The organism is Vagococcus sp. JNUCC 83 (assembly GCF_053667615.1).
Window position 1 is genome coordinate 262780 of record NZ_CM132204.1, and the last position, 22399, is coordinate 285178.

The 22399-nt window shown below is 31.5% G+C and carries 21 protein-coding genes and 3 other annotated features; of the genes, 16 read left to right on the forward strand and 5 right to left on the reverse strand.

Annotated features, from left to right (window positions below; translation table 11 throughout):
• Positions 1-247 precede the first annotated feature (247 nt).
• Positions 248-2914 carry an HAD-IC family P-type ATPase gene (locus JNUCC83_RS01265; protein WP_454461303.1) on the forward strand — a complete coding sequence of 889 codons (2667 nt, stop codon included), beginning with the start codon at positions 248-250 and terminating at the stop codon, positions 2912-2914.
• Between the two features lie 24 nt (positions 2915-2938).
• Here JNUCC83_RS01265 and JNUCC83_RS01270 read toward each other — a convergent pair whose 3' ends face one another.
• The 3 genes from JNUCC83_RS01270 to JNUCC83_RS01280 are packed head-to-tail and all read right to left on the reverse strand — an operon-like array spanning position 2939 to position 5926.
• Complete coding sequence (locus JNUCC83_RS01270; protein ID WP_454460453.1) at positions 2939-3715, reverse strand: DUF1295 domain-containing protein; 777 nt, start codon at positions 3713-3715, stop codon at positions 2939-2941.
• A complete protein-coding gene (locus JNUCC83_RS01275; protein WP_454460454.1) occupies positions 3716-5515 on the reverse strand; it encodes a DegV family EDD domain-containing protein in 1800 nt (599 codons plus the stop codon).
• Between the two features lie 6 nt (positions 5516-5521).
• Positions 5522-5926, reverse strand: a complete 405-nt coding sequence (locus JNUCC83_RS01280; protein ID WP_454460455.1) for a DUF2177 family protein — start codon at positions 5924-5926, stop codon at positions 5522-5524.
• Positions 5927-6268: 342 nt separating this feature from the next.
• On the opposite strand from JNUCC83_RS01280, the gene JNUCC83_RS01285 reads away from it, so the two are divergent.
• The 4 genes from JNUCC83_RS01285 (at position 6269) to JNUCC83_RS01300 (ending at position 9705) form a co-directional block, all read left to right on the forward strand.
• The gene (locus tag JNUCC83_RS01285; RefSeq protein WP_454460456.1) at positions 6269-6964 is read left to right on the forward strand and encodes a glucosamine-6-phosphate deaminase; all 696 of its coding nucleotides are present in this window, start codon (positions 6269-6271) and stop codon (positions 6962-6964) included.
• 37 nt (positions 6965-7001) lie between these two features.
• Positions 7002-7236 (forward strand) — a binding site (T-box leader).
• A 31-nt stretch (positions 7237-7267) separates the two neighbouring features.
• Positions 7268-7511 (forward strand) — a binding site (T-box leader).
• 55 nt (positions 7512-7566) lie between these two features.
• A complete protein-coding gene (locus tag JNUCC83_RS01290; protein WP_454460457.1) occupies positions 7567-8208 on the forward strand; it encodes an amino acid ABC transporter permease in 642 nt (213 codons plus the stop codon).
• Between the two features lie 13 nt (positions 8209-8221).
• A complete protein-coding gene (locus tag JNUCC83_RS01295) occupies positions 8222-8857 on the forward strand; it encodes an amino acid ABC transporter ATP-binding protein (RefSeq protein WP_454460458.1) in 636 nt (211 codons plus the stop codon).
• A 17-nt stretch (positions 8858-8874) separates the two neighbouring features.
• Positions 8875-9705, forward strand: a complete 831-nt coding sequence (locus JNUCC83_RS01300; protein ID WP_454460459.1) for an amino acid ABC transporter substrate-binding protein — start codon at positions 8875-8877, stop codon at positions 9703-9705.
• Positions 9706-9733: 28 nt separating this feature from the next.
• On the opposite strand, the gene JNUCC83_RS01305 is transcribed toward JNUCC83_RS01300, so the two are convergent.
• Both JNUCC83_RS01305 and JNUCC83_RS01310 read right to left on the reverse strand, forming a co-directional pair.
• Complete coding sequence (locus JNUCC83_RS01305) at positions 9734-10000, reverse strand: MmcQ/YjbR family DNA-binding protein (RefSeq protein WP_454460460.1); 267 nt, start codon at positions 9998-10000, stop codon at positions 9734-9736.
• Positions 10001-10219: 219 nt separating this feature from the next.
• Positions 10220-10472 (forward strand) — a binding site (T-box leader).
• A 144-nt stretch (positions 10473-10616) separates the two neighbouring features.
• Positions 10617-11761 (reverse strand): IS3 family transposase gene (locus JNUCC83_RS01310; RefSeq protein WP_454459279.1). Its coding sequence is split into 2 segments (ribosomal slippage): positions 10617-11479 and positions 11479-11761, totalling 1146 coding nucleotides; the frame shifts between segments, so codons are not numbered across the junction.
• A gap of 145 nt (positions 11762-11906) precedes the next feature.
• Here JNUCC83_RS01310 and tnpA point away from each other — a divergent pair.
• From tnpA to JNUCC83_RS01365, 11 genes are all read left to right on the forward strand, one after another.
• The gene (gene tnpA / locus JNUCC83_RS01315) at positions 11907-12380 is read left to right on the forward strand and encodes an IS200/IS605 family transposase (RefSeq protein ID WP_454459837.1); all 474 of its coding nucleotides are present in this window, start codon (positions 11907-11909) and stop codon (positions 12378-12380) included.
• A gap of 221 nt (positions 12381-12601) precedes the next feature.
• On the forward strand, positions 12602-13873 hold the full coding sequence (locus JNUCC83_RS01320) for an O-acetylhomoserine aminocarboxypropyltransferase/cysteine synthase family protein (protein WP_454460461.1): 1272 nt from the start codon (positions 12602-12604) through the stop codon (positions 13871-13873).
• Positions 13874-13890: 17 nt separating this feature from the next.
• Positions 13891-14190: a homoserine O-acetyltransferase/O-succinyltransferase family protein gene (locus tag JNUCC83_RS01325; RefSeq protein WP_454460462.1), complete on the forward strand. Its 300-nt coding sequence runs from the start codon at positions 13891-13893 to the stop codon at positions 14188-14190.
• A 193-nt stretch (positions 14191-14383) separates the two neighbouring features.
• Complete coding sequence (locus JNUCC83_RS01330; protein WP_454460463.1) at positions 14384-15004, forward strand: recombinase family protein; 621 nt, start codon at positions 14384-14386, stop codon at positions 15002-15004.
• A 246-nt stretch (positions 15005-15250) separates the two neighbouring features.
• Positions 15251-15439 carry a hypothetical protein gene (locus tag JNUCC83_RS01335; protein WP_454460464.1) on the forward strand — a complete coding sequence of 63 codons (189 nt, stop codon included), beginning with the start codon at positions 15251-15253 and terminating at the stop codon, positions 15437-15439.
• A 25-nt stretch (positions 15440-15464) separates the two neighbouring features.
• Positions 15465-17348, forward strand: coding sequence for a MucBP domain-containing protein (locus JNUCC83_RS01340; protein WP_454460465.1), 1884 nt, complete (start codon positions 15465-15467; stop codon positions 17346-17348).
• An 822-nt stretch (positions 17349-18170) separates the two neighbouring features.
• Positions 18171-19706, forward strand: a complete 1536-nt coding sequence (locus JNUCC83_RS01345) for a hypothetical protein (protein ID WP_454460466.1) — start codon at positions 18171-18173, stop codon at positions 19704-19706.
• Between the two features lie 95 nt (positions 19707-19801).
• The gene (locus JNUCC83_RS01350) at positions 19802-19930 is read left to right on the forward strand and encodes a hypothetical protein (protein WP_454460467.1); all 129 of its coding nucleotides are present in this window, start codon (positions 19802-19804) and stop codon (positions 19928-19930) included.
• Between the two features lie 255 nt (positions 19931-20185).
• The gene (locus JNUCC83_RS01355) at positions 20186-21121 is read left to right on the forward strand and encodes a hypothetical protein (RefSeq protein WP_454460468.1); all 936 of its coding nucleotides are present in this window, start codon (positions 20186-20188) and stop codon (positions 21119-21121) included.
• Between the two features lie 154 nt (positions 21122-21275).
• Complete coding sequence (locus JNUCC83_RS01360; RefSeq protein WP_454460469.1) at positions 21276-21551, forward strand: hypothetical protein; 276 nt, start codon at positions 21276-21278, stop codon at positions 21549-21551.
• Between the two features lie 152 nt (positions 21552-21703).
• Positions 21704-22327: a recombinase family protein gene (locus JNUCC83_RS01365; RefSeq protein WP_454460470.1), complete on the forward strand. Its 624-nt coding sequence runs from the start codon at positions 21704-21706 to the stop codon at positions 22325-22327.
• The last annotated feature ends 72 nt before the right edge of the window (positions 22328-22399 follow it).

Consider the following 22399-nt stretch of genomic DNA (forward strand, 5'->3'; position numbering starts at 1 on the left):
AATTAAATATTTAGTTAAACCGATAAAAAACGATATATAAGTGAAAGTTTATTTGTTAAAGTAGTCTTACATTTACTAAAAAAGGCGGTGGAATACAAGTTGGATAGCGATAGTGACGAAGAGAGTCATCAGAAAATAACTTATTATCTTATTTTATAGTTTATCATTCGTGAAACCTGTTAATGAAATATTAAGAGGTCTATTTGTATTGGAATAAACGAAAATAAGGAGAATAAGAATGAATAATATAGAAAAAAAAGATATTGTCAAAACAAATAAAGAATTAATGGAATCATATGACGTGAAAAGTATTTCAGAAGGATTAAGTTCAGATGAAGTGATAAGGCGTCAAAAAGAGTATGGAAAGAACGAATTAAAAACAGAAAAAATATCTAAATGGAAATTATTTTTTCGTCAGTTTAATAATATTATTATCTATATATTGTTGGTATCAGCAGTTTTAACCCTATTTATGGGACATACTTCTGATGCGATTGTGATAGCTCTTGTTGTTATTGTCAATGTTGCGATTGGTTTTTATCAAGAATTAGGTGCATCAAAAAGTTTAGAAAACATCAAAAATATGTTGGTTGTGACAGCCACTGTATATCGTGACGGCGTGCGACAGGATATTGATAGTAAAGAATTAGTCCCGGGTGACATTGTTTTTTTAGAAGCAGGGGATCATGTTCCAGCTGATTTACGTTTATTAGATGTAGATAACTTGAGAATACAAGAATCTAATTTAACTGGAGAAGCAGATTCAATTGAAAAAACCGACCGACCATTAAGTGATGGAGAAATTAAGTTGGCAGATCAAGTAAATATGGCATTTGCTTCAACTTCTGTAACAAATGGTAGTGGTGAGGGAGTGGTTATTGCAACAGGAACCCAGACCCAAATAGGTGAAATTTCAAAGCATATGCAACAAACCAAAAAAAGACCGACTGTTTTAATGCAAGAAATCAATCATTTAGGCAAAGGGATTACTTATGTGATAATAGCTGTCGCAGTTTTATTATTTGTGTATAGTTTATTGATGGGAACTTATTCAGTATCCGCACTGTCTTTAGCAGTTGTAACGATGGTAGTAGGATCTATTCCAGAGGGGTTACCCTCAACAACATCTGTGGTGTTAGCAATAGGTGTTAGTGATATGGCAAAAAATAAGCAAACCATTGTAAAAACTTTACCATCAGTTGAAACACTGGGGTCAGTTAATGTCATAGCGACAGATAAAACAGGAACACTCACAAAAAATGAAATGACCGTTAAAGATATTGTTTTAAGAGATGATACGTATCAAGTAAGTGGAGATGGTTATGCACCGGTAGGGGAAATTTTAAAAGATAATCAACCCATGTCATTGTCAGAAAAATTGGTTTTATTTTTAGAATCCGGATTTGAAGCAAATGATACTGTTCTTGTAAAAGAAGATAATAAATGGGTAATCAACGGTGAACCAACTGATGGCGCATTTTTAACACTTTATTATAAAGCGTTTGGGGAGAATATTATACCGTCTTATCAGGAGTTAGATATGTTGCCTTTTGATTCTGATTACCGTTATATGGCCAAGCTAGTAGAAAATAAAATCGGAGAAAAACTATTATTTATTAAAGGCTCACCTGACAAGTTGCTACCAATGTCAATTTCGGAAAAAGAGTCATCAGAAATGAAATTTTGGGAAACTCATGTAAAAGAATTATCTACGTCAGGAAAGCGTGTAGTAGCTGTTGGATATAAAAAAGTAGAAAAAAATACTCATACAATAACATCAGATATGTTAAATGATGATGTAAAATTGTTAGGGTTAGCAGGGATTATTGATCCGCCTAGAGAAGAAGTTATAGAATCATTGAAACAAATGAGACAAGCTGGTGTAGAAGTAAAAATGATTACAGGAGATCATCCCTTAACTGCTAAAGCGATAGGAAAAGAATTAGGATTAAGTTCTGACATACACGAGATAACTGGTGAAGAACTAGATAAATTAAATGAAAATGAATTAAAAATTGCTGTTGATAGTCATCAAGTTTTTGCCCGGACAACACCAAAAAATAAATTAGACATTGTAAGATCGTTACAAAGCAATGGAAAAATTACGGCGATGGTGGGAGATGGAGTAAATGATGCTCCAGCGCTAAAACAAGCAGATATTGGTGTTTCGATGGGGATAAAAGGAACGGATGTCGCAAAAGATTCTGCTGATATGATTTTAACTGCTGATAATTTTGGAACCATGTCAGTCGCTATTAAAGAAGGACGCAGAATTTATGACAATATCAAAAAAAGTATTCTATTTTTATTACCAACATCATTTGCAGAGGGACTAATCATTGCTTTCACTATATTGATGCAACGTGATATGCCATTGCAACCATCTCAGTTACTTTGGATAAATATGGTATCTGCTGTAACAATTCAGTTTGCTTTGATTTTTGAGCCAGCTGAAAAAGGGATTATGAAACGAAAACCGAGAAAGTCAACAGGAAAACTATTGAATAAATCAGATGTATTTCAAATGGCTTATGTTTCTGTATTGATAGCATTAATGAGTATTGGAGCATATGACTGGTTAATAAACCAAGGAATATCAAGCACTGTAGCTAGTACTGTCATGATTAATATTATAGTCATGAGTAAAATATGTTATTTGTTTAATATAAGAACATCAGGATCGCTATTCTCCAATTCGTTTTTTACAAATAAAATTGCGTTTGTAATTATAGGAATTATGATAGTTCTGCAAATGTTGTTAATTTATATGCCTTTTATGCAACAAATTTTTTATACAAAAGGAATATCGCTTTTAGGGTGGGCTATTTCAGCAGGAGTAGGTATATCTATTATGATTATTGTTGAAGTAGTAAAATATGTAATAAATAAAAGCAACAAATCCACTATTTCGTAGTGGGTTTGTTGCTTTTAATAGTCATTAAAGTCCTCTTTTCCCAATAAAAGGAAAAAATTTAGGAGTATGTTGTGCATAAGATTGAAAATCTTGTCTAGTTTTATATTTGTTTTCTAGTAAAGGAACACCTGAGACAAATAATATTAAAAGAGTGATGGTAATAGGGCCGATGATAATCCAAAAACTAGTCCAATGAGATAAGGATAAAAGGAATATTCCCCACCAACTAGTCACTTCACCAAAATAATTGGGATGTCTAGTAATAGACCATAGCCCAGTGGTTAATAATTGCCCTTTGTTATGAGGATTAGATTTAAACTTAGTTAATTGACGATCTCCAATGACCTCAAAGAAAAAGCCAATAATCCAAACGAACATGCCAAGTACTTGCCACCAGCGTAAAGTATTATATGTTTGTGGGTTAGTAAAGGTATGAGTAACAGGGAGTGCAACAATAAACAATAAGACACCTTGAAGAAGAAAAACATTGATAAATGCCTTTAGGTGAACAAATTTATTTCCCCAACGTTGTTTTATTTTGACGTATCGGTAATCCTCAGGAGCATTCCAATTACGTAATCCTAAATGCCATACAAGGCGCCCACCCCAAAGTGTAACAAAGAGTAAAACAAGTATTTGTTGAATGGTATGAGGAGAGGCCATTAAAAAGCCTACCCAAGCTACCACCACAAAACCTCCCCCCCAAGCAATATCAACTAGGGAATAATTTGACCTAACAGTCGAAATAACAAACCAAATAATAAAGTAAATAAATAGTGCTAAAATAATTTTTAAATACATTTATAGCTCTCCTTTTTTTAATATCCCAGCTATAGCCACACTTTCTTTTCCAGCACTAATAGCAATAGATGTTGAACTAAGTACAGAATACTCAATTTTATCGGAATAATCTTTGAGATACTCTTTTAGTAATTTTGCTTTGCTTTCCGAATAAACATGGGCAATGGCTAGGCGTTCAATTTGATGGCGTTTAAATAGTTTTTTTATCTTCTTTGCAATTTTTTTGATACTCTGCTTTTGACTAAAAGACACAGACATTAGTTTTCCTTTCCCTTGAGTATCCAGACTAACAATTGGTAAAATATGGCTTGCTTGAGCAAGTTTACCAAGAGATAAAGGAATTCGTCCAGAATGTAGCATAGGGGTCAAATCTGCTACAGCTACATAGATAAATAAATGGTAAATAGTATTGTTTAGGCAAGCAACAATATCTTTAAACGTCAATTGTTGTTCTACTAATTCCACAGCTTTCATAACCAAAAGTCCTTGTGCGACTGAGTTAGCTTTTGAATCAATCACAGTTATCCACTGAGGTGATACTTTTTTAGCTTGTATTCTTTGCTGAATTAATTGATATGTACCACTTAATTTTGAAGATACAGTAATGACAAGAACATGATCATATTTCCCTTGTAAAAAAGATAAGAGATTATCGATTGATTGAATTGTCGGTTGCGATGTGCTGTATTGACTAATATCTGTGTTTTTTTCATAAATAAGCTGAGAATCAATGGTTAATTTATCAAGATAACTTTCTCTATCGCTTTGAATAGGCATGGGAATAACATGTATTTGATGCGTTAATAATAAGTCACTAGGGATATCAGCAATGGAATCTGTCACAATAGCAATAGATGATACTGGTTTCGTGTTAACTTTGTATTGAAGAAGCATATCATCTATTTTTTGATAAGATACTCGACCGTAATGACTCAATAGAGATAGTACCCCTTTTGGATTATTAGTATGAATATGAAGTTTTAATTGTTTTTTATTTCCGATGACAATAACCGAGTCACCTTTGTTTAATAGTAGTTCTTTTAATTGTTCAGCGGAAATATTAGATTGAGTGATAATAAACTCTGAACAATACCGATAAGAAGGTTTTTCAGATACGATATGTTTTGCTAATTCCATAGTGAACTGGTCAATATTAATGGAAGAAATATCATCTGTTATGTTATCTATTTCTACGTTTTGAGAATATGTTTCAGTTAAACCTTTAATGAAGTAATAAAAGCCTTTTGCTCCAGCATCAACCAGTTTATTTTCCTTGAAAATAGGTAATTGAAATTGTGTGTCTAAAACAGCTTTTTTGGCAATAACTTGAGCTTGTAAGAAAGAGTCTTGTAAGGATTGTGTCTTTTCATAACTATCTACCAGGCTATTAGACCAAGAATTGATGACTGTTAGTATAGTCCCTTCTTTTGGGTCTATTAAAGAGTCGTAAACTTTATTTAGAGCAGTTTTAAAAGACAAAACCAACTGCTCTGTTGATAACTCACTTTGAGTATAATCTTCTGACAATGCATTTAAATACTGGGCGAAAATCATCCCTGAGTTACCACGAGCTCCAAGTAAAGCAGCAGATGCAACATTATCTAATAGAGAACTTAATGAGTCATGATTGTCTGTCATATTATCAAGAATAGACTGCATGAGAAAAGCCAGATTACTACCCGTATCCCCATCAGCAACAGGGAAAACGTTAATACGATTTAATTCATTTTTATTTTTTATAACTAAGCTAGCACCATTTTTGATACTGTAGGCTAACTTTCTAATATCGACTTCTTCCAAATTAAATTACCCCTTCAAAAAATTAAAATTAATAAAATAAACAATTGCTGACGTGACAGCAGTGATTGAAGTCCCCCATATTAAATCGATAATAGTCATAGCGACGGGCCAATTTTTGATAGTAGCTAAGTTAGTTAAGTCATACGTACTATAGCAAATTAGTCCAAATAGGGCACCTGAAAAAATGGTATAGAAAATACTTTGTCTATCAATACCGGGTATCAAGACAAAGAAAACAACCCCTATAACATAGATAAAATAAAAAATAATAGCAGGGGTTATTTTTACATCACCAAGAAGCTCTCCAATGAATGTTTGGTAAAGCTTTTTGGAAACGACTAATAACCAAAATAAATCAAAGATTAAAAAGACAATAGCGCTTGCAGTAAATAATTTTAAGAACTGATTCACGAGTATCACTCCATTCAAATTTAAATAAATAGTATCATAAATAAAAAATTTGTTAAAATTATTTAACTCAATAAACAATAAATATGCTTTTAAAAGTTTTTTTAGATGGATATTTACCTAAAATGTATGTTTTGTTATAAATAATAGGTAGCACAGGATATTATAGGTGGGAGGCATAAGAAGAAATACCTGTGGATGTAGCCACAGGTAAACTTAGGGGTCATTTCTTTTTTTTTTGACTAATATACCATGCACCTAAAAATAAATTAGAACTTTCATTTGACATGGGAACGTTCCCACGAGATATAGTTTATTTATAAACTAATAAAGGGGAGTTTTTTTATGAAAATTATTGTAAAAAAAGATTTTGAAGCGATGAGTGAAGCAGCAAAAGATATTTTACTTGGAACAATGAGTCAAGATAAGCGTGTTAATTTATCTATTACAGCAGGAAAAACACCGGTGAAAGTATATGAAAAGCTAATCCCTGTTGTTAAAGACTCACCTGACTTTAATAATGTTCATTATTATAATTTTGATGAAATCCCAGTTGAAAATCAAGCAGAAGGTGTGACCATTTCTGAGATACGTAAACTTTACTTAGATCCAGCAAATGTATCAGAGGAAAATATTCATAAATTAACGGTTGAAAATTATGATAAACAAGATGAACGTTTAGCTCTTGATGGTGGTCTTGATGCTATGTTAATCGGTTTAGGCGGTGACGGACATTTTTGTGGAAATATGCCAACGACAACTCAATTTGAAAATGCAACTTATAAGATTAAAGTGACTGGAGATGAGCCTTGGTTTGATCCGTCAATGATGGAGAAGGGACTTGAATTTGTGACAATGGGTCCTAAGAGTGTCTTTAAAGTGAAGCACCTTATTCTAATTGTTAATGGAGCTGCAAAAGCAGAGATGGTTAAAAAAGTTCTTCAAGGTCCAGTCGATTTAGCTTATCCAGCCTCTATTCTTCAATTACATCCTAATTTTACGGTTATTTTAGATGAAGATGCAGCACAATATTTAGATTAAATTTTATTGACAAGATTAAAAAATGATGATAAAGTTATAAAAAACAAAGAACAGAAACAGTAACTTGATTATTTTTGCATAGAGAGCCTTTGGTTGGTGGAAAAAGGTCAAAGAATTGGGTGAAACACATCTGGGAGTTAGCTTTTTGAAATCATCAGTAGAAAAGCTCGTTTGAGACACGTTATGTTACTCGAAGTTAGAACAACTTCATGAGGTTATTATTGTGAAATAATAACAAATTAAGGTGGAACCACGATATTTTCGTCCTTTGGCTGTAAGAGTCAAAGGGCTTTTTTATTTATTAAAAATTCTGTGACTAGACAAGTAGTAAATGATTATTTTTTAACAGAGAGTCTTCCGATATTCTGAAAGGAAGATTAGAAAACCATTTATGAACACAACTAGATAGAAGTATATCTGAAACATAGTAGGGTATAACGTTTGTCTGCGTTAAAGACGCATGTTTAAAATTATTTTTAAACATCATGAGGTTACTATTGTGAAACAGTAACAAATTGAGGTGGAATCACGGCTTGTCGTCCTCTTGGTTAATAACCAAGGGGCTTTTTTTACATTTAAAATAGATTATTGGAGGGTTTTTTATGGCATATATTTTAAATCTGTTACCGTCATTATTAGAAGGTGCAACAATGACTTTAAAAGTATTTTTCTTTACATTACTTGGGTCTGTTCCTTTGGGAATATTAGTTGCTTTTGGGTTACGTACAAAATTCAAACCACTAACTTTTTTACTTAACCTTTATATTTGGCTGATGCGTGGGACACCATTATTGTTGCAACTTATTTTTATTTTCTTTGGTTTACCAGCGATAGGCATTGTGTTTGAGAGATACGATGCAGTAATGATAGCTTTCATATTAAATTATGGCGCGTACTTTGCTGAAATTTTTAGAGGAGGGCTACAATCTATTCCAAAGGGTCAAATAGAAAGTGCGCAAGTTCTAGGATTAAGTTCGTTTCAAACAGCCTATAAAATTGTCTTACCGCAAGTAATAAAAATAATTTTACCATCAATAGGTAATGAAGTGATTAATTTAGTAAAAGACACTTCATTGATGTATGTTTTAGGATTAGGAGATTTATTAAGGGCAGGAAAAATCGCCACAAATAGAGATGTGACACTCGTTCCACTGGTTTTAGTTGGAGTGATTTATCTTCTATTTACGGCAGTACTTACTGGATTAATGAAATATCTTGAGAAAAGATTTAGCTATTACAAATAAGGAGTGATTGACTATGCTTGAGTTAAGAAATGTATCAAAAAGTTTTGGCGATAAAAAAATATTAGATGATGTGTCTCACTTATTTCCAATGGGAGAAATCACTGTCATTTTAGGCCCTTCTGGTGGTGGGAAAACAACATTACTTCGTTGCATTAGTGGATTGGAATCATTTGATGCAGGTCAGTTATTATTAGATGAGGAAGACTTAACAAACAAATCTCACCAAGCAAATAGTGGGAAAATTGGCGTTGTTTTTCAAGATTTTCAGTTGTTTCCACATTTAAATGTACTAGAAAATATTACTTTAGCACCAACAATGGTACTGAAAAAAAGTAAAGAAGAGGCAACAAAACAAGCCCAGTCTATGTTAGGTCTATTAGGATTATCAGATAAAGAAACTTCGTATCCATTTGAATTATCAGGTGGGCAAAAACAACGGGTCGCTATAGCTCGAGCACTTGCAATGGAGCCCAGAGTTTTGTGCTATGACGAACCAACGAGTGCGCTTGATCCAGGTCTTAGTGGAGAAGTGGCAAATGTCATTTTAAACTTAAAGTCACCGAACGTCACGCAAATTGTTGTGACACATGATCCAATATTTGCTGAAAAAATTGCTGACAATACTATTTATGTTGAACCAATAAAATAAAAAGGAGAGTGGATAATATGAAGAAAAGATATTTTTTAATGTTAGTTGTGGGAGTATTATTAATTACCGTTTCAGCTTGTGCAAAGAGTGGTGGAAAAGCTAGTAATTCAGGTAAGGATAAATGGAGTGACATTGAAAAAAATAAAAAAGTTGTCATCGGGTTGGATGATACATTTGTTCCAATGGGATTTCGTGATGAATCAGATAACATTGTGGGATTTGATATTGATTTAGCCAAAGAAGTGTTTAAAGAGTATGGTATTGAACCTGAATTTCAATCAATAGATTGGTCTATGAAAGAAAATGAATTAAATAATGGAACGATTGATTTGATTTGGAATGGGTATAATATAACAGATGAACGAAAAGAAAAAGTGGCATTTAGTGAGCCATATATTAACAGTAGACAACAATTAGTGGTGATGAAAGATAGTAATATTTCTTCATACAAAGACATGAAAGGCAAAGTTTTGGGAGCACAGAATGCTTCAACTGGTCAAGATTTGATTGATAAAAATCCAGCCGTGTTTACGGATATCATTGCTGATAATGAACCTGTTCTTTTTGATACATTCAATGAAGCATTTATCGATTTAAAAGCGAAGCGAATTGATGGATTGATTGTAGATAATGTCTATGCCAACTACTATATTGCTCAACAAAAAAATTCCGAGGACTATCAAATCATTGATACCCCTTTTGAGAGTGCTGAGTTTGCAGTTGGTATTAGAAAAAGTGACAAAGAATTAAAAACAAAAATTGATGATGCACTGAAAAAATTGAAAGAAAGTGGAAAAACAAAAGAAATTAGTGAAAAATGGTTTGGAAATGATCAAACGATTAAATAAACAAGCATCCAAAAGAAGATCCCTTTTATTATTTAGTTTCAGTGTAACTAGTGTCTATCAGTGAAAAAAGTTCTTTGGTATCATCTAAACTCATCAAATCAACGGTAATCCAATGTTCTTTGTTCATATGATAGGCTTTATAAAATCCTTCTTTTTTAATGAGGGAGCCAATTAATTCTGATGGAACTTTCAAATCTATTATAGTTGTTTCTGCTTTCTTGGATAAACCAAGTTTTTCCATACTTACATCCATTAGTAGCCCATACCATTTACCATTATGTTGGTGCTTGAACACACAGTAGTTAGGGAATTTTTTAAAAATATATTCTGGGTTAGTATGATAGTTTTTTTTTCAATATATGAAATAACATCTTGCTTAGAAATCATTTGAATCCCTCCTCTATAATTAAGTATACTCTTATCAGGTGAGGGTAACAAATAAGTAGGCTTTTTTTATGACTAGTTGACAAGCTCTAAAAAAAAGATTATGATTAGAAAAATTAGAAATAAATGATAAAACGCATTGATAAAGAAAGTAAAATCATGGAGTCTTTCTGACAGAGAAACTTGGTAGCTGAAAAAAGGTGAGAGAAATCAGATTTGAAAATGGCTTTTGAGCGGGTGACTTGAACGATCGTTAGAGGCACACGGATATTCCCGTTACCATGAATCCCAATATCACATTTATTTGTCGTATTGGAGTTGAGATAGAAGTAGCGATATTTCTATAAATTAAGGTGGTACCATGTTGAGATAACATCCTTAGAAGAGAATACTCTTCTGAGGATTTTTTTTTTATATGTTTTGAAAACCACCTGCTATGCGGGTGGTTCTAAAGAGCTTTCAGCGTGGTATTAAAAAAGCCTCCTAAAAGGGACTGAACCCCTAAAATGAGACAGTAATAAAAACACCTATGCGATTACTTTTTTCCGATAGTCAACTGGAGATAAGTAGTCGTATTTTTGTTGAATTCTTTCTTTATTATAATAGTTGATGAAATTTTGTACAGTTTCAATTACACTAATTGTAGAGCTTCCAAGCTCTGGGTGTAATGAGAACGTTTCAGACTTTAGGATGGAATGAAACGATTCTATTGGAGCATTATCTGCAGGAGTCCCTTTTCGGGACATACTTCTGGTAATGCTCTTTTCTTTTGTTGCGTGATAATAAGCATATGAAGTATACACAGAACCTTGATCCGAATGAAGTATACATTTATCTGGAAGTTTAGGTAATTTATTTAGTGTGTCTAAAACACAAGATATGTCCTGTTTTTCACTTATTGTATAAGAAAGTATTTCTCCATTAAACAAATCCATAATGCTAGAAAGATAGAGTCTTTTAGGACCATAATCAAGATAAGTGATGTCTGTTGTTAGTTTTTCTAGTGGCTTACTTGAACTAAAGTCTCTATCAATTACATTAGTAGTTTTAAAATAAATAGAACCAGGACGTTTTTCTTTCTTTATTTTCACCTGACAACTCCATCCATATTTTTGCATAATACGCTGAACAACTTTATGATTCACTTTTATCTTTTTACGAAGTAAAAAAGTGATTTTTCGATAACCATAAGTGAACTTGTTTTCTTTACACAGCTGCTCAATCATTTTAATTCGATTATCGGCAACATATTCTTTCTTAGACCAACGATAGTAAGTACTTCTAGCTATCCCAAAATAGTGACATAACCATGTTATAGATAGTTTTCCTTTATAAGAATCAACTAAATTTATGAATACTTCTTTTTCCACATCCTTTCCAACTCCTTGTATTTTTTTAAAACATCAATTTCCTGTTTCAAGTACTTGTTTTCTCTTTCTAGAACTTCTAAAGGTGAAAAGTGTTCATTACCTTTTCCATAAGTATATTGTTTTCCCACACCTTGAGAGAATCGATAAGATTCTCCATTTCTATACCATTTCCACCATGTTTTCACCTGAGTTTTATTCCGAATGTTGAGTTTATTCATAATTTCTGATGTTGTTTTACCTTCAAGTTTCATTTTTATAGCTTCTTCTTTTACTTCTACTGGATAAGCAATCCTTTTAACCATAAAAAATACACCTCCGTTAAATTCATTTTACATGAATTCAACAGGGGTGTTTTTATATTTGTCTCATCTTTTGGGGTCAGTTCCAAAATGATAAGATAAATTTGGTTTCCCGACCACAAAATATCAATCATATAGGAGGCTCCTTATGAAAAAGGACAATCAAAGTTTATCACACACAACATGGAAATGTAAGTATCATATAGTTTTTGCACCTAAATACAGACGACAAATTATTTATGGAAAATACAAACAAAGTATCGGAGAAATACTAAGGTTATTATGTGAGCGAAAAGGTGTTGAAATAATTGAAGCTAGCACATGTAAAGATCATGTTCATATGTTAGTAAGTATTCCACCAAAATTAAGTGTTTCAGGATTCATAGGTTACTTAAAAGGAAAAAGCAGTCTTATGATCTTTGACAGACATGCTAATTTGAAATATAGATATGGTAACAGAAAATTTTGGTGTCGGGGTTACTATGTTGATACAGTAGGACGAAATAAGAAACAAATTGAGGAATACATAAGAAATCAAATTCGAGAAGATTATGTAGCAGATCAACTAACATTATTTGAAGAATATGATCCGTTTACAGGAGAGAAAAATAAAAAGAAATAATAGATCCTTTTAGGATCAGCGAGTGAATGTGGTGCATGAGGGAAACCGTTTCAGTGAGCCTTTCAGGCTCAAGCCGGTAATAGAGGCTTTCAGCCGAAGAACAAACCTCCAGTTCTCACTGGAGGTTTTGATTTGCTATTTAACAAAAAGGAGGTAAAACCATACAGCTAGGTAGTACAACTAACCGTTCAAGTAACGATATAAAATTGGAGGAAATAAATATGACAGAACATTTTGAGACAATACAATTACATGGTGGACAAGAAGTTGATCAAGATACAGGAAGCCGAGCAGTTCCTATATACCAAACTACGTCATACGTTTTTGATGATGCGGATCATGCAGCGGCACGTTTTGGCTTATCTGATCCAGGAAATATTTATACGCGAATTACTAATCCAACCACGTCTGTTTTAGAAGAACGTCTAGCTTTACTAGAAGGTGGCGTGGGTGCTTTAGCTACAGCATCAGGATCAGCAGCGATGACATATGCTATTCAAAATATTGCAAGTGCAGGAGATCATATTGTTTCAGCTGGTGCAATTTACGGAGGGACATATAATTTATTTGCTCACACACTACCAGAATTTGGTATTACAACTACATTTGTTGATGCCGATGACCCAAAAAATTTCACATCAGCAATAAAGGAAAATACCAAAGCTATTTTTGTGGAATCTTTAGGAAATCCAGACATACAAATTGTCAAATTAGATGAGATTTCTAGAATTGCTCATGAAGCGGGTATTCCAGTGATTGTGGATAATACTTTTGCAACAGCTTATTTATTTAAACCATTTGATTATGGGGCAGATATTGTGGTCTACTCGACAACAAAATTTATTGGAGGGCACGGTGTGGCACTCGGGGGAGCAATCATAGATTCAGGAAATTTTGATTGGACAAATGGTAAGTTTCCAAAACTTGTTGAACCTGATGAAAGTTATCACGACTTATCATGGGTTGAAGCTGGAGGAAACGCAGCATTTATTACAAGAGCACGTACGATTGTTTTGCGTGATACTGGTGCAGCACCATCTCCATTTAATTCATGGTTGACGTTATTAGGTGTGGAAACATTATCATTGCGCTTAGAAAGACATGTGGAAAACGCTCAAAAAGTAGCAGAATATTTGGAAAATCACCCCAAAATATCATGGGTAAATTATCCAGGATTAAAAACCAGTCCATACCATGAATTAGCGACTAAGTATTTTCCTAAAGGATCGGGCTCTATCTTTACAGTGGGACTTGTGGGAGGAGCAACTGCTGGAAAAGCTTTAATTAACGAAACAAAGTTATTTTCATTATTAGCTAATGTTGGTGATGCAAAGTCGTTAATTATTCATCCAGCGTCAACAACGCACTCTCAGTTGAGTGAAGAACAACTAGAAGAAATTGGTGTGAAACCAGAAACCGTTCGATTATCAATTGGAATAGAAAATGTTGAAGATTTAATTGATGATTTAGTACAAGCATTAGATAAAGTATAAATAGAAAGAGGATTGTTATGCCGATAAAAATTTTGGATGATTTACCTGTAAAAAAAATATTGTTAGCTGAAGATATTTTTTCTATGGATGAACAGCGAGCAATAAAGCAAGATATTCGTCCATTAAGATTATTGATTTTAAACTTAATGCCTAAAAAAATGGAAACAGAACTTCAGCTGTTAAGGCTTATTTCGCAAAGTCCACTGCAAATTGATGTTGAGTTTATACAAACACAGACACATGAAGCAAAACATACTAGTCAAACTTATTTACAAAAATTTAAGCGACTCTGTATCAGTGTACGAGGACTGGTTTAACCTTGTAAATCAATGATGTACTCAATTTTATTGAATATAAGAATATGCTAGGAAGTATTAAAAAAAATTCAGAGACAGTATAAAGACAGTATAAAAAGATTATTTATATAACAAAAATCATTGAAAAATTTTTCCATTTGAAATAATACAATACTCTATACGAATAAAATAGTATAGAGGAGGATGATGTATTATGGTAAAAAAAGAAGAAAATAAAGAAGCAATAAAAATTGGATATGGAAGGGTAAGTACAGTGGATAAACAGAAAAAATCCCTAGAAAATCAAAGAGAAAAATTGGAACAATATGGATGTGAACTAATATTTTTTGAAGAAGAGAGTGGGAGAAGGGATGATAGGAGAGAATTTAATAAGTGTATTAAGAAATGTAAAAAATTAGCAAAAGAGCATAAGGTAGTGTTAGTAGTAGTCAAAAGTGACAGACTTTCTAGAAAGTTTAGTACTCTAGTAAGTACAATTAATAGCTTAGAAGAGGATAATATAGCTTTTAAATCTCTGACAGAAAGCTTTGATACAAGCAGTATTGAGGGGAAACTAATGTTTAACGTGTTAAGTAGTTTTGCAGAATATGAAGTATCTCAAACCCGAGAGAGGATAAAGATGGGGATAGAGAAAGCACGAAAAGATGGAAAAAAGATTGGCAAGCAAAGAGATATGGAGAAAGAGGAAAGAGTAATAGAAATGTACCGTAACAGAAGTAACACCGTAGAATTTATAGCTAAGTCGAATGGTATAAGTACAAGGACTGTTTATAATATAGCAAAAAGATATAATTTAAGTAGAAAAACATGCTAATAAAAAACAGTTGAATAATAGTATTGTTGTATGTATAATAAAATAGAAAGTGGGATAATGACTGAAAATATAAGAATGTGACAGTAGTCAATTGCAGTTCCTAAATAAAATAAATAACAAATATTGAAGTAGTTGTTAACAAAGCATTTTGCGATTGTTGATAACTACTTTTTTGTCGTGCTCATATCTACTGTTAAGTTCAGTCAGATTATTCGCAAAAGCTAGAGAAAAAAAGGAGATTTTTAGATGGCAAAAAAGTATGGAAAGATGTATCAAGAAGTTATCGAAACAGAAGATGAAGTAAAAACTGGATTCTTTACAAAACTAGGTTATTTCATTGCGTTAGCTGTCGTTTCAATGATTGTTGGGATGTTTAGCACAGTTTTCGGATGGATATTATTTTTAGCTGGAACCTTAATTGTCTGGAACATGTGATTTTTAAATAAAAGGAGAAATATTAATGAACAGAAAAGATTACAGAAAAATGATGCAACGTAAAAAAATGAACAAAATTTACTCAAGAAGCTTGATTTTAGCTGTACTAGGTTTAGGAGTAAGTATTAGTGGTAACACTATTGTTAAAGCTGAACAACGTCAGTGGAAAGCTAACACGTCAACCACAATTAAAAAGGGAGACACAGAGTACAAGATTTTATGGGGAGATACTCTAAGTTTAATTAGTCGAGACAGTGGTATTACAATAGAAACTCTTACTAGATTAAACAATATTTTAGATGCAAACTTGATTTACGAAGGAAACGTTATTTACTTTGGTGATGGAGCAAAAGTTACAGTTAAAGATTCAAGTGGAAATACTATTGCAGAAACACCACTTACAGAAGCTGATAAACAAGGTATTAAGGACGCCCAAAATAATACTAATTCAACAAATAGTACTAGTGTTAGCAATGTGAATACATCAAGTAGTTCAAATACTGGAAGTAATAATAATAATAGTGCTGGAAATATTAGTAATGGTAATAATACTTCAAATAAGCCAACAAATCCTAATAAGCCTGAAAGACCATCAGATAAACCTAGTGATGGAAATGAAGGTAATGGTTCTGGAACTGAAAATTCTCAAACAAAAGAATACAGTGTAACTATTAACCATTTAACAGAAGATGGGACACTTTTATCTAAAGAAGTTATAAAAGCTAAAGAAGGAACTACTTTTGAAGCAAAAGCTAAAGAATTCAAAGGATACGAATTATTAAGCACAGACAAACAAACCGTTAAAGTAACTGAAGATAAAACAATCACATTTATTTATAAAAAAATTGAAAATACTAAGCCAGAGGTGGAAAAAGTAAACGTTACTATTAAATATATAGCTGACGATGGTAAGGTATTAGGAACAGAAACAATCAATGCTGAAAAAGGCTCTACTGTTAAAGCAGATGCTAAAGATTTTACTGATTTAGGGTATGTATTAGATGATACTTTAACAAAAGAAGTTAAAGCTGAAGAAGGTGCTACAATAACCTTCAGTTATAGAAAAGTTGTTACACCAACAGAAAAATTCCAAGTTACGACTAAATATGTTGATGTAGATGGAAACTCTATTGCCGATAACAAAGTAACAGAAGTAGAAAAAGGTACTTTGGTTAAAGAAACAGCAATTAAAGTAGATGGGTATACAGTTAAGGGAGAAGCTACACAAAGCGTAGTAGCAAATTCAAACGAAACAATTACCTTTGTATACGAAAAAAATGATGTTCATGTACCAGTACATACAGAAGAAACTGTTACACAAGTTATTGATGTAGACACTAACGCAAACTTAGGAACAACAGTACCAAGTGGTTATACAGTAGTAAGTGAAACAACAGATGAAGGAACAACAACAACAGCTTCAAATGGAGATACACACACTGTATATACTAAAACAATTATGGTTAAAAAAGACTATGTACCAGTACACACAGAAGAAACAGTGGTAGTAAATGTTGATACAGATGGAAACACATTAACATCAACAGAGGGCTATGATTATGTATCAGAAAGTACAGACTCAGGTGTAACAACAACAGCTTCAAATGGTGATACACATACAGTTTATACAAAAACAGTAGTATGGAAAAAACAAGCAGTAACACCACCTACACAAGAAAACCCATATGCAGGAAAACAAGTATCTGCTTCTGACGTTATTCGTGGAGAGTACAACGGTACATTCTATGAACAATTAGGAAACTCAGGAATGGTATGGAACGACCAAATGACAGCTTCAATGTATGCAATTCATGAAATTGCAAACGGAGGTCATGCAGGTTCATACATCACATGGCAAGTACGCATGGCAGGAACAAACGAAATTATGTGGACTGTACAATTTGTATAATACCTAAATAGTAAAATTAACTAGCTCTTGAATTAGAGCTAGTTTTTTTGTATATAACTAATAAATTTTACCGAAAGACTTTTCATTAATAGGAGAGATTTTTTTAATTGTTGTTATAGTATTTGTTAATAAAAAAGGCTGTATTACTTGATAAATAAAGGTTTTAGAAATATCTAAATATTATTAATCGGTATATAAATATCACAAACATTTATCAACTAATATACTCATAAAACGTTCTAATTTATCTTCTAAGGGAGTTTAGTTTTAATAATGGATAATTATACTATAATTACTAAAATCTCTTAAAACGAAAATCAGAGCTTCTCATGATGTAGCATTAAAAAACTCTCCATATCAATAAAGATAAAATAAGGGGTTAGGAATGATTGCCATTAAAGCATTCTCAAAAGAATTTTATCAATATGATAAGAAATTCCTGATGAATTAAAAAAAATTTAGTATAATAAATATAGATAATCATTTACAAGAAAAGGTATTTGTTCTTTAAATGTTGTGGTTATCACAAAAAAAGACACTTTATGATAAAAAAATATTTCTTAAAAACATCTATTATTCATTATCATTCTACTATTTTCTATTACTCCTTTATATGATATTTAATTTCTTTAGTATATATATATCTTACTCCAATAACTTAATCAGGAAATATAATTAGAAAGTTAGGAAGAATATATAAATAGGAAGTAACAGAAAAAAGAAGAGTAGGAACATGGATTATAGGATTTAGAGAATAGAATTAAGATAGAAAGACTATAAAATTATAGAGGGGAAGATGTACAAATAGGAGGAATAAACTAAATGAGAAAAGAGGAATTAGAAGAAGTAACGAAGTTACTAGATGCATTAAAAGGTGATATAAATTATGGGACAATACGATTTATGAGTGCTATAAAAGAAGGAGTTATGTCAGTAGAGAAAGATGAGGTTAGTCTGAATTATGGGAAACCTATAGTAAAACTAAAAGAAAAAACAAAACACAAATCTGTCTTTTTATCAGACATAGAATATTTGAATACGCATCAACAATTTTTTACAGATGAAGAAAATCTCTATGTTACACCCAATATCTTTAATGGTGAAGGTAAGAAAGTAAAGGAAAATGTAGCATATTTAACTACTCTATTTGCAGATTTAGACCATTGCACAGTAGACGAGGCAATGAAGAGGTTAAAAGCAAGTCCATTTCCCAAACCATCATATGGTTTGTTTTCGGGGCATGGGGTCCATTTTTATTGGATTTTAAGTTATAAATTACCTGTCAATAAGACAGATAAAAAGGGCTATCACTACGAAAAATCGTGGCTAAAAGTCCAAAAGTACATTACTGAAACCCTAAAAAGTGACACTAAAGTTAATGACATATCAAAGTTTTTAAGAATACCACTTTCCACGAATCACAAAATAAAGTTAAAAAAAGGTAAAATAATAAAATTTCCTCCAGTTAAGACGGAAGTACTGATTGATAATCTAGACAAAAAATACGACTTTAAGAAAGATTTTTATGACAAGTTTTGTAAAAGTACAGTCCCATTTGACCCAAACAAATATCAAACAAGGAAAAAAAGAAGGAATAAGAATACAACAAATGTAGTTGCTAACTATCCTCTTCTTCTCGATGAAGATATAAAAGCTCTTTTATCTATAAGAAAGAAGAATGATTTTAGATGGGAAGGTTTAAGAACATATACACTGCTTGCCTTTAAAAGTATCAACAAAACAGAAGAGTATATAAGATATGTCAACAATGAAGTGTTTGAAAATCCATTGTCTGAAATAGAAATTAAGGGAGTTCTAAATCAGGAGAAGAAATACTATGGACTCAAAAGAGAAACTTTATATGATTGGCTTCAAGTATCAGATGAAGAGCTAAAAGAAATGAAGGTATTAATACCCAAAAATGAAGTAGAAATTAGAAATGATATAAAAGAAAAATTAGATAAATTTGACAGTTTAACAAAGGAATATATGGGTTATCTCAAATTTAATTATATCCATAACTCAAAGAAGAAAACCAATAAGCAAATTGGAAAAGACCTAGGTTATGACGAAACAACTATATCTCGATACAAAAAGAGTGCTTTTAAGATACAAGAAAGAAACAGATTAGTAAAAAGAATGCTGATTGAGTACGAAGAGTTTCAAAATCTTAAAAAAGGTATAGAAGAATCAGATAGAGTCTATTCGAAAGAAACTTTAAAGAGATTACAAGAATCAGACACTAAGATAACTAAAATAAAGAGTTTGATAGAAGATAGAAATGAGTTAACGTCAAAAAACAAATTTAAAGTGACAGTTTTGTTAGGGAAGTACAAAGAACTAACAAGAATGAAGTAATAGTATAAAATAACAAGCTAAATAGTTTATAGATGTATATCAGCTTGATGATAATATATAAAGATAGAGCAGTAAAAAAATGAGGTGAGAGGATGATGGTAAAAAGTAATATAACAAATGAAGAAATAAGAAATTTATTAAAAATAATTATGTTAACAGATTTATATGAAGATAAAGATGTGAAAATGTATGTAGAACTAATCAGCACAAGATTAGAAAAATAGAGAAAGGGGAGCGACTAGTATAAAATAGGAGCTTCTTTTTTATTTAGGTAAATATGTGAAAAAATACACATAAACTCCTTATTTTTATATTTCTTTCTATACTGTTCTTTTTACCAATAAATTTACATATCCTCTTCTTAACTTTTATTGAAAACAATTACGTATTGAAAATAGGTATATTAAGTACAAGATTTAAGATATATCACAAATCTTGTACTTACAAAAGAGAATAAACAAATATAGGAGGAAGATAACATGGAAAGTAAAGAAAGAAGGAAAACTACCCCAAATCCAAAAGTACCAAGGATGTCGAGTATCAAGAGAAATAAAAAAGTTAACACAGTGAAAAAAGATATGTTAATGACAGAAGAAAAAATAGGGAATGTATCCAATTTAGAACAACTTTTTGATGACAAAAATGAGGAAGTATCAGAAAAAAATATATCTAAAGGGCAGAACAAAGCAAAAAGATACAAGGAACCTACAAAAATCCCTACGGATGACTGGAAACAGAGCTTCAGAATGACGAATAGCAGAGAGATAGTAAGTTTGTTTAAATTTACTACGGTCAGTCACAACGCTCTTTTACGTTTAACAGGTTCTTATTCAACAAAAATTTTGTCAAACCTAAAAGCTAAAAAAATAGAAAGAAGTGGCATAGAAAGTAAAGCAACAAAGTTATTTTATGATTTTGATTATGACATTTCGCACGCAATTTCTAACGATTTGTTAAGTTATATACCATACTCGTTAAATTATTTATCAAATGAAGAAGAGGATATAACGAAGAAAATATATATTGATAATTTATTACTCGTTTCAGAAAAATTATATTTTAGTTTGTTTATGTACAACAACGAAGTGCTTGAAATAGAATGTATTGTTTTAGATAAAGAAAATTTAGTAAGACAAGAAATTGAATTTTATGACAAAAGAGATAGTTTAAAAATTTTTGTGACAGAGGAGAAAAATACAGGTGATTTACTAAGTGCAATAAAAAGGAATTATCAACAAAACTTCCTTTTGATTGTACTTCATAGAAATAGAAAAGAAATAGGTATGTATATGTACAGTAATGAGGAGATAACAGCATTTACACTTGATAAATTAAAAGAGGTAGCAGGAGATAAAGTTAGGAGTTTAGAAGATGAATCAGAGTATGAAGAAGCAAAATCTAAATATATCAAGTAAAAGAGGAAAAAGTGATATATAAGATGATAATTTGTTATGTTGTTTTATAGAAAATAAACATTAATAAATCAATAAATTTAAATATTTTAAGAAAATATATATTAGAAATTGTCACACAAGATATCACCCAAAAAAACAAATGGAGGGAATGATTATGAAAAGAGAAAAATTAGGAAGGAAGGAGATAGAAAAGGTGTTTTGCGATTATGCAAAATTGTTTAGTAAATTAACCAATAAAACCAATAAATTAACTGAAAAAGAAAGATTAAATATACAAAATAGATTCAAGAACGGTTATAAGATAGCAGAGTTTTATATGTTTAATAAAAATAAGGTAGATGAGAATGATGTTTACTTTGTTTTTATAGAATGGAAGTTAGAAGAATTGAAGAAGATAGATAAACAGGTAAAAGAAAAAAAGAAGAAGTAGAAGCCTAGATTTTTTTATGGGTGTACTTATAAATGACAAAAATTACTAAATGATGAAATGGATAAGAACAGTCAGAATGGACATGGTAAAAAGTTCATTTTGACTTGTTCATTAAATAAGAAGAAAAAGGAGTGAGTATAGGAGGAGATAAAATGAGATTTTTTTACATTAGAGTTAGCACAAAGGAGCAAAATGAGGGAAGACAGTTAGAGATAGCTAAGGAAATGGGTATTGATGAGAAGTGTATTTACCTAGATAAGGAGAGTGGAAAAAACCTAGAGAGACCTGAATGGAAGAAATTAGTGGGAACTTTAAGAGTTGGCGATACATTGATAGTACAAGATTTATCTAGGTTATCAAGAAATAAAAAAGATATTAAGGATATATGGAAATCATTATTAGATGAAGGGGTAAATATTGAAGTGGTTAATATGCCTATATTAAATACTGAAAAATACAAAGATTTGGGAAATATGGGGCAACTTGTGTCCGATATAGTGTTCGATTTGTTAAGTTGGATGGTAGAAGAGGAAAGAGATAGGATAAAAACTAATCAGAAACAGGGAATTGAATTAGCTAAAGAGCAAGGTAAGTATAAAGGGAGACCACCTAAATATCATAAGGATGCAGTAGGAGCAGATAAACTTGTGTATGATGAAATTTTAGAAGGATTGGAGAATGATACACCTGTGCAAGAATTATCAAATAGGTTAAGTATTAGTAAGAACACGATTTATAGAATAAAAAAAGAATTAAACTGTGATATAGAAACATAGATATAGATACCTTTGGTTTGACTTGACAAAAAAATTTTTAAAAAGTCCTATATATAAAATATAATAAAGTGA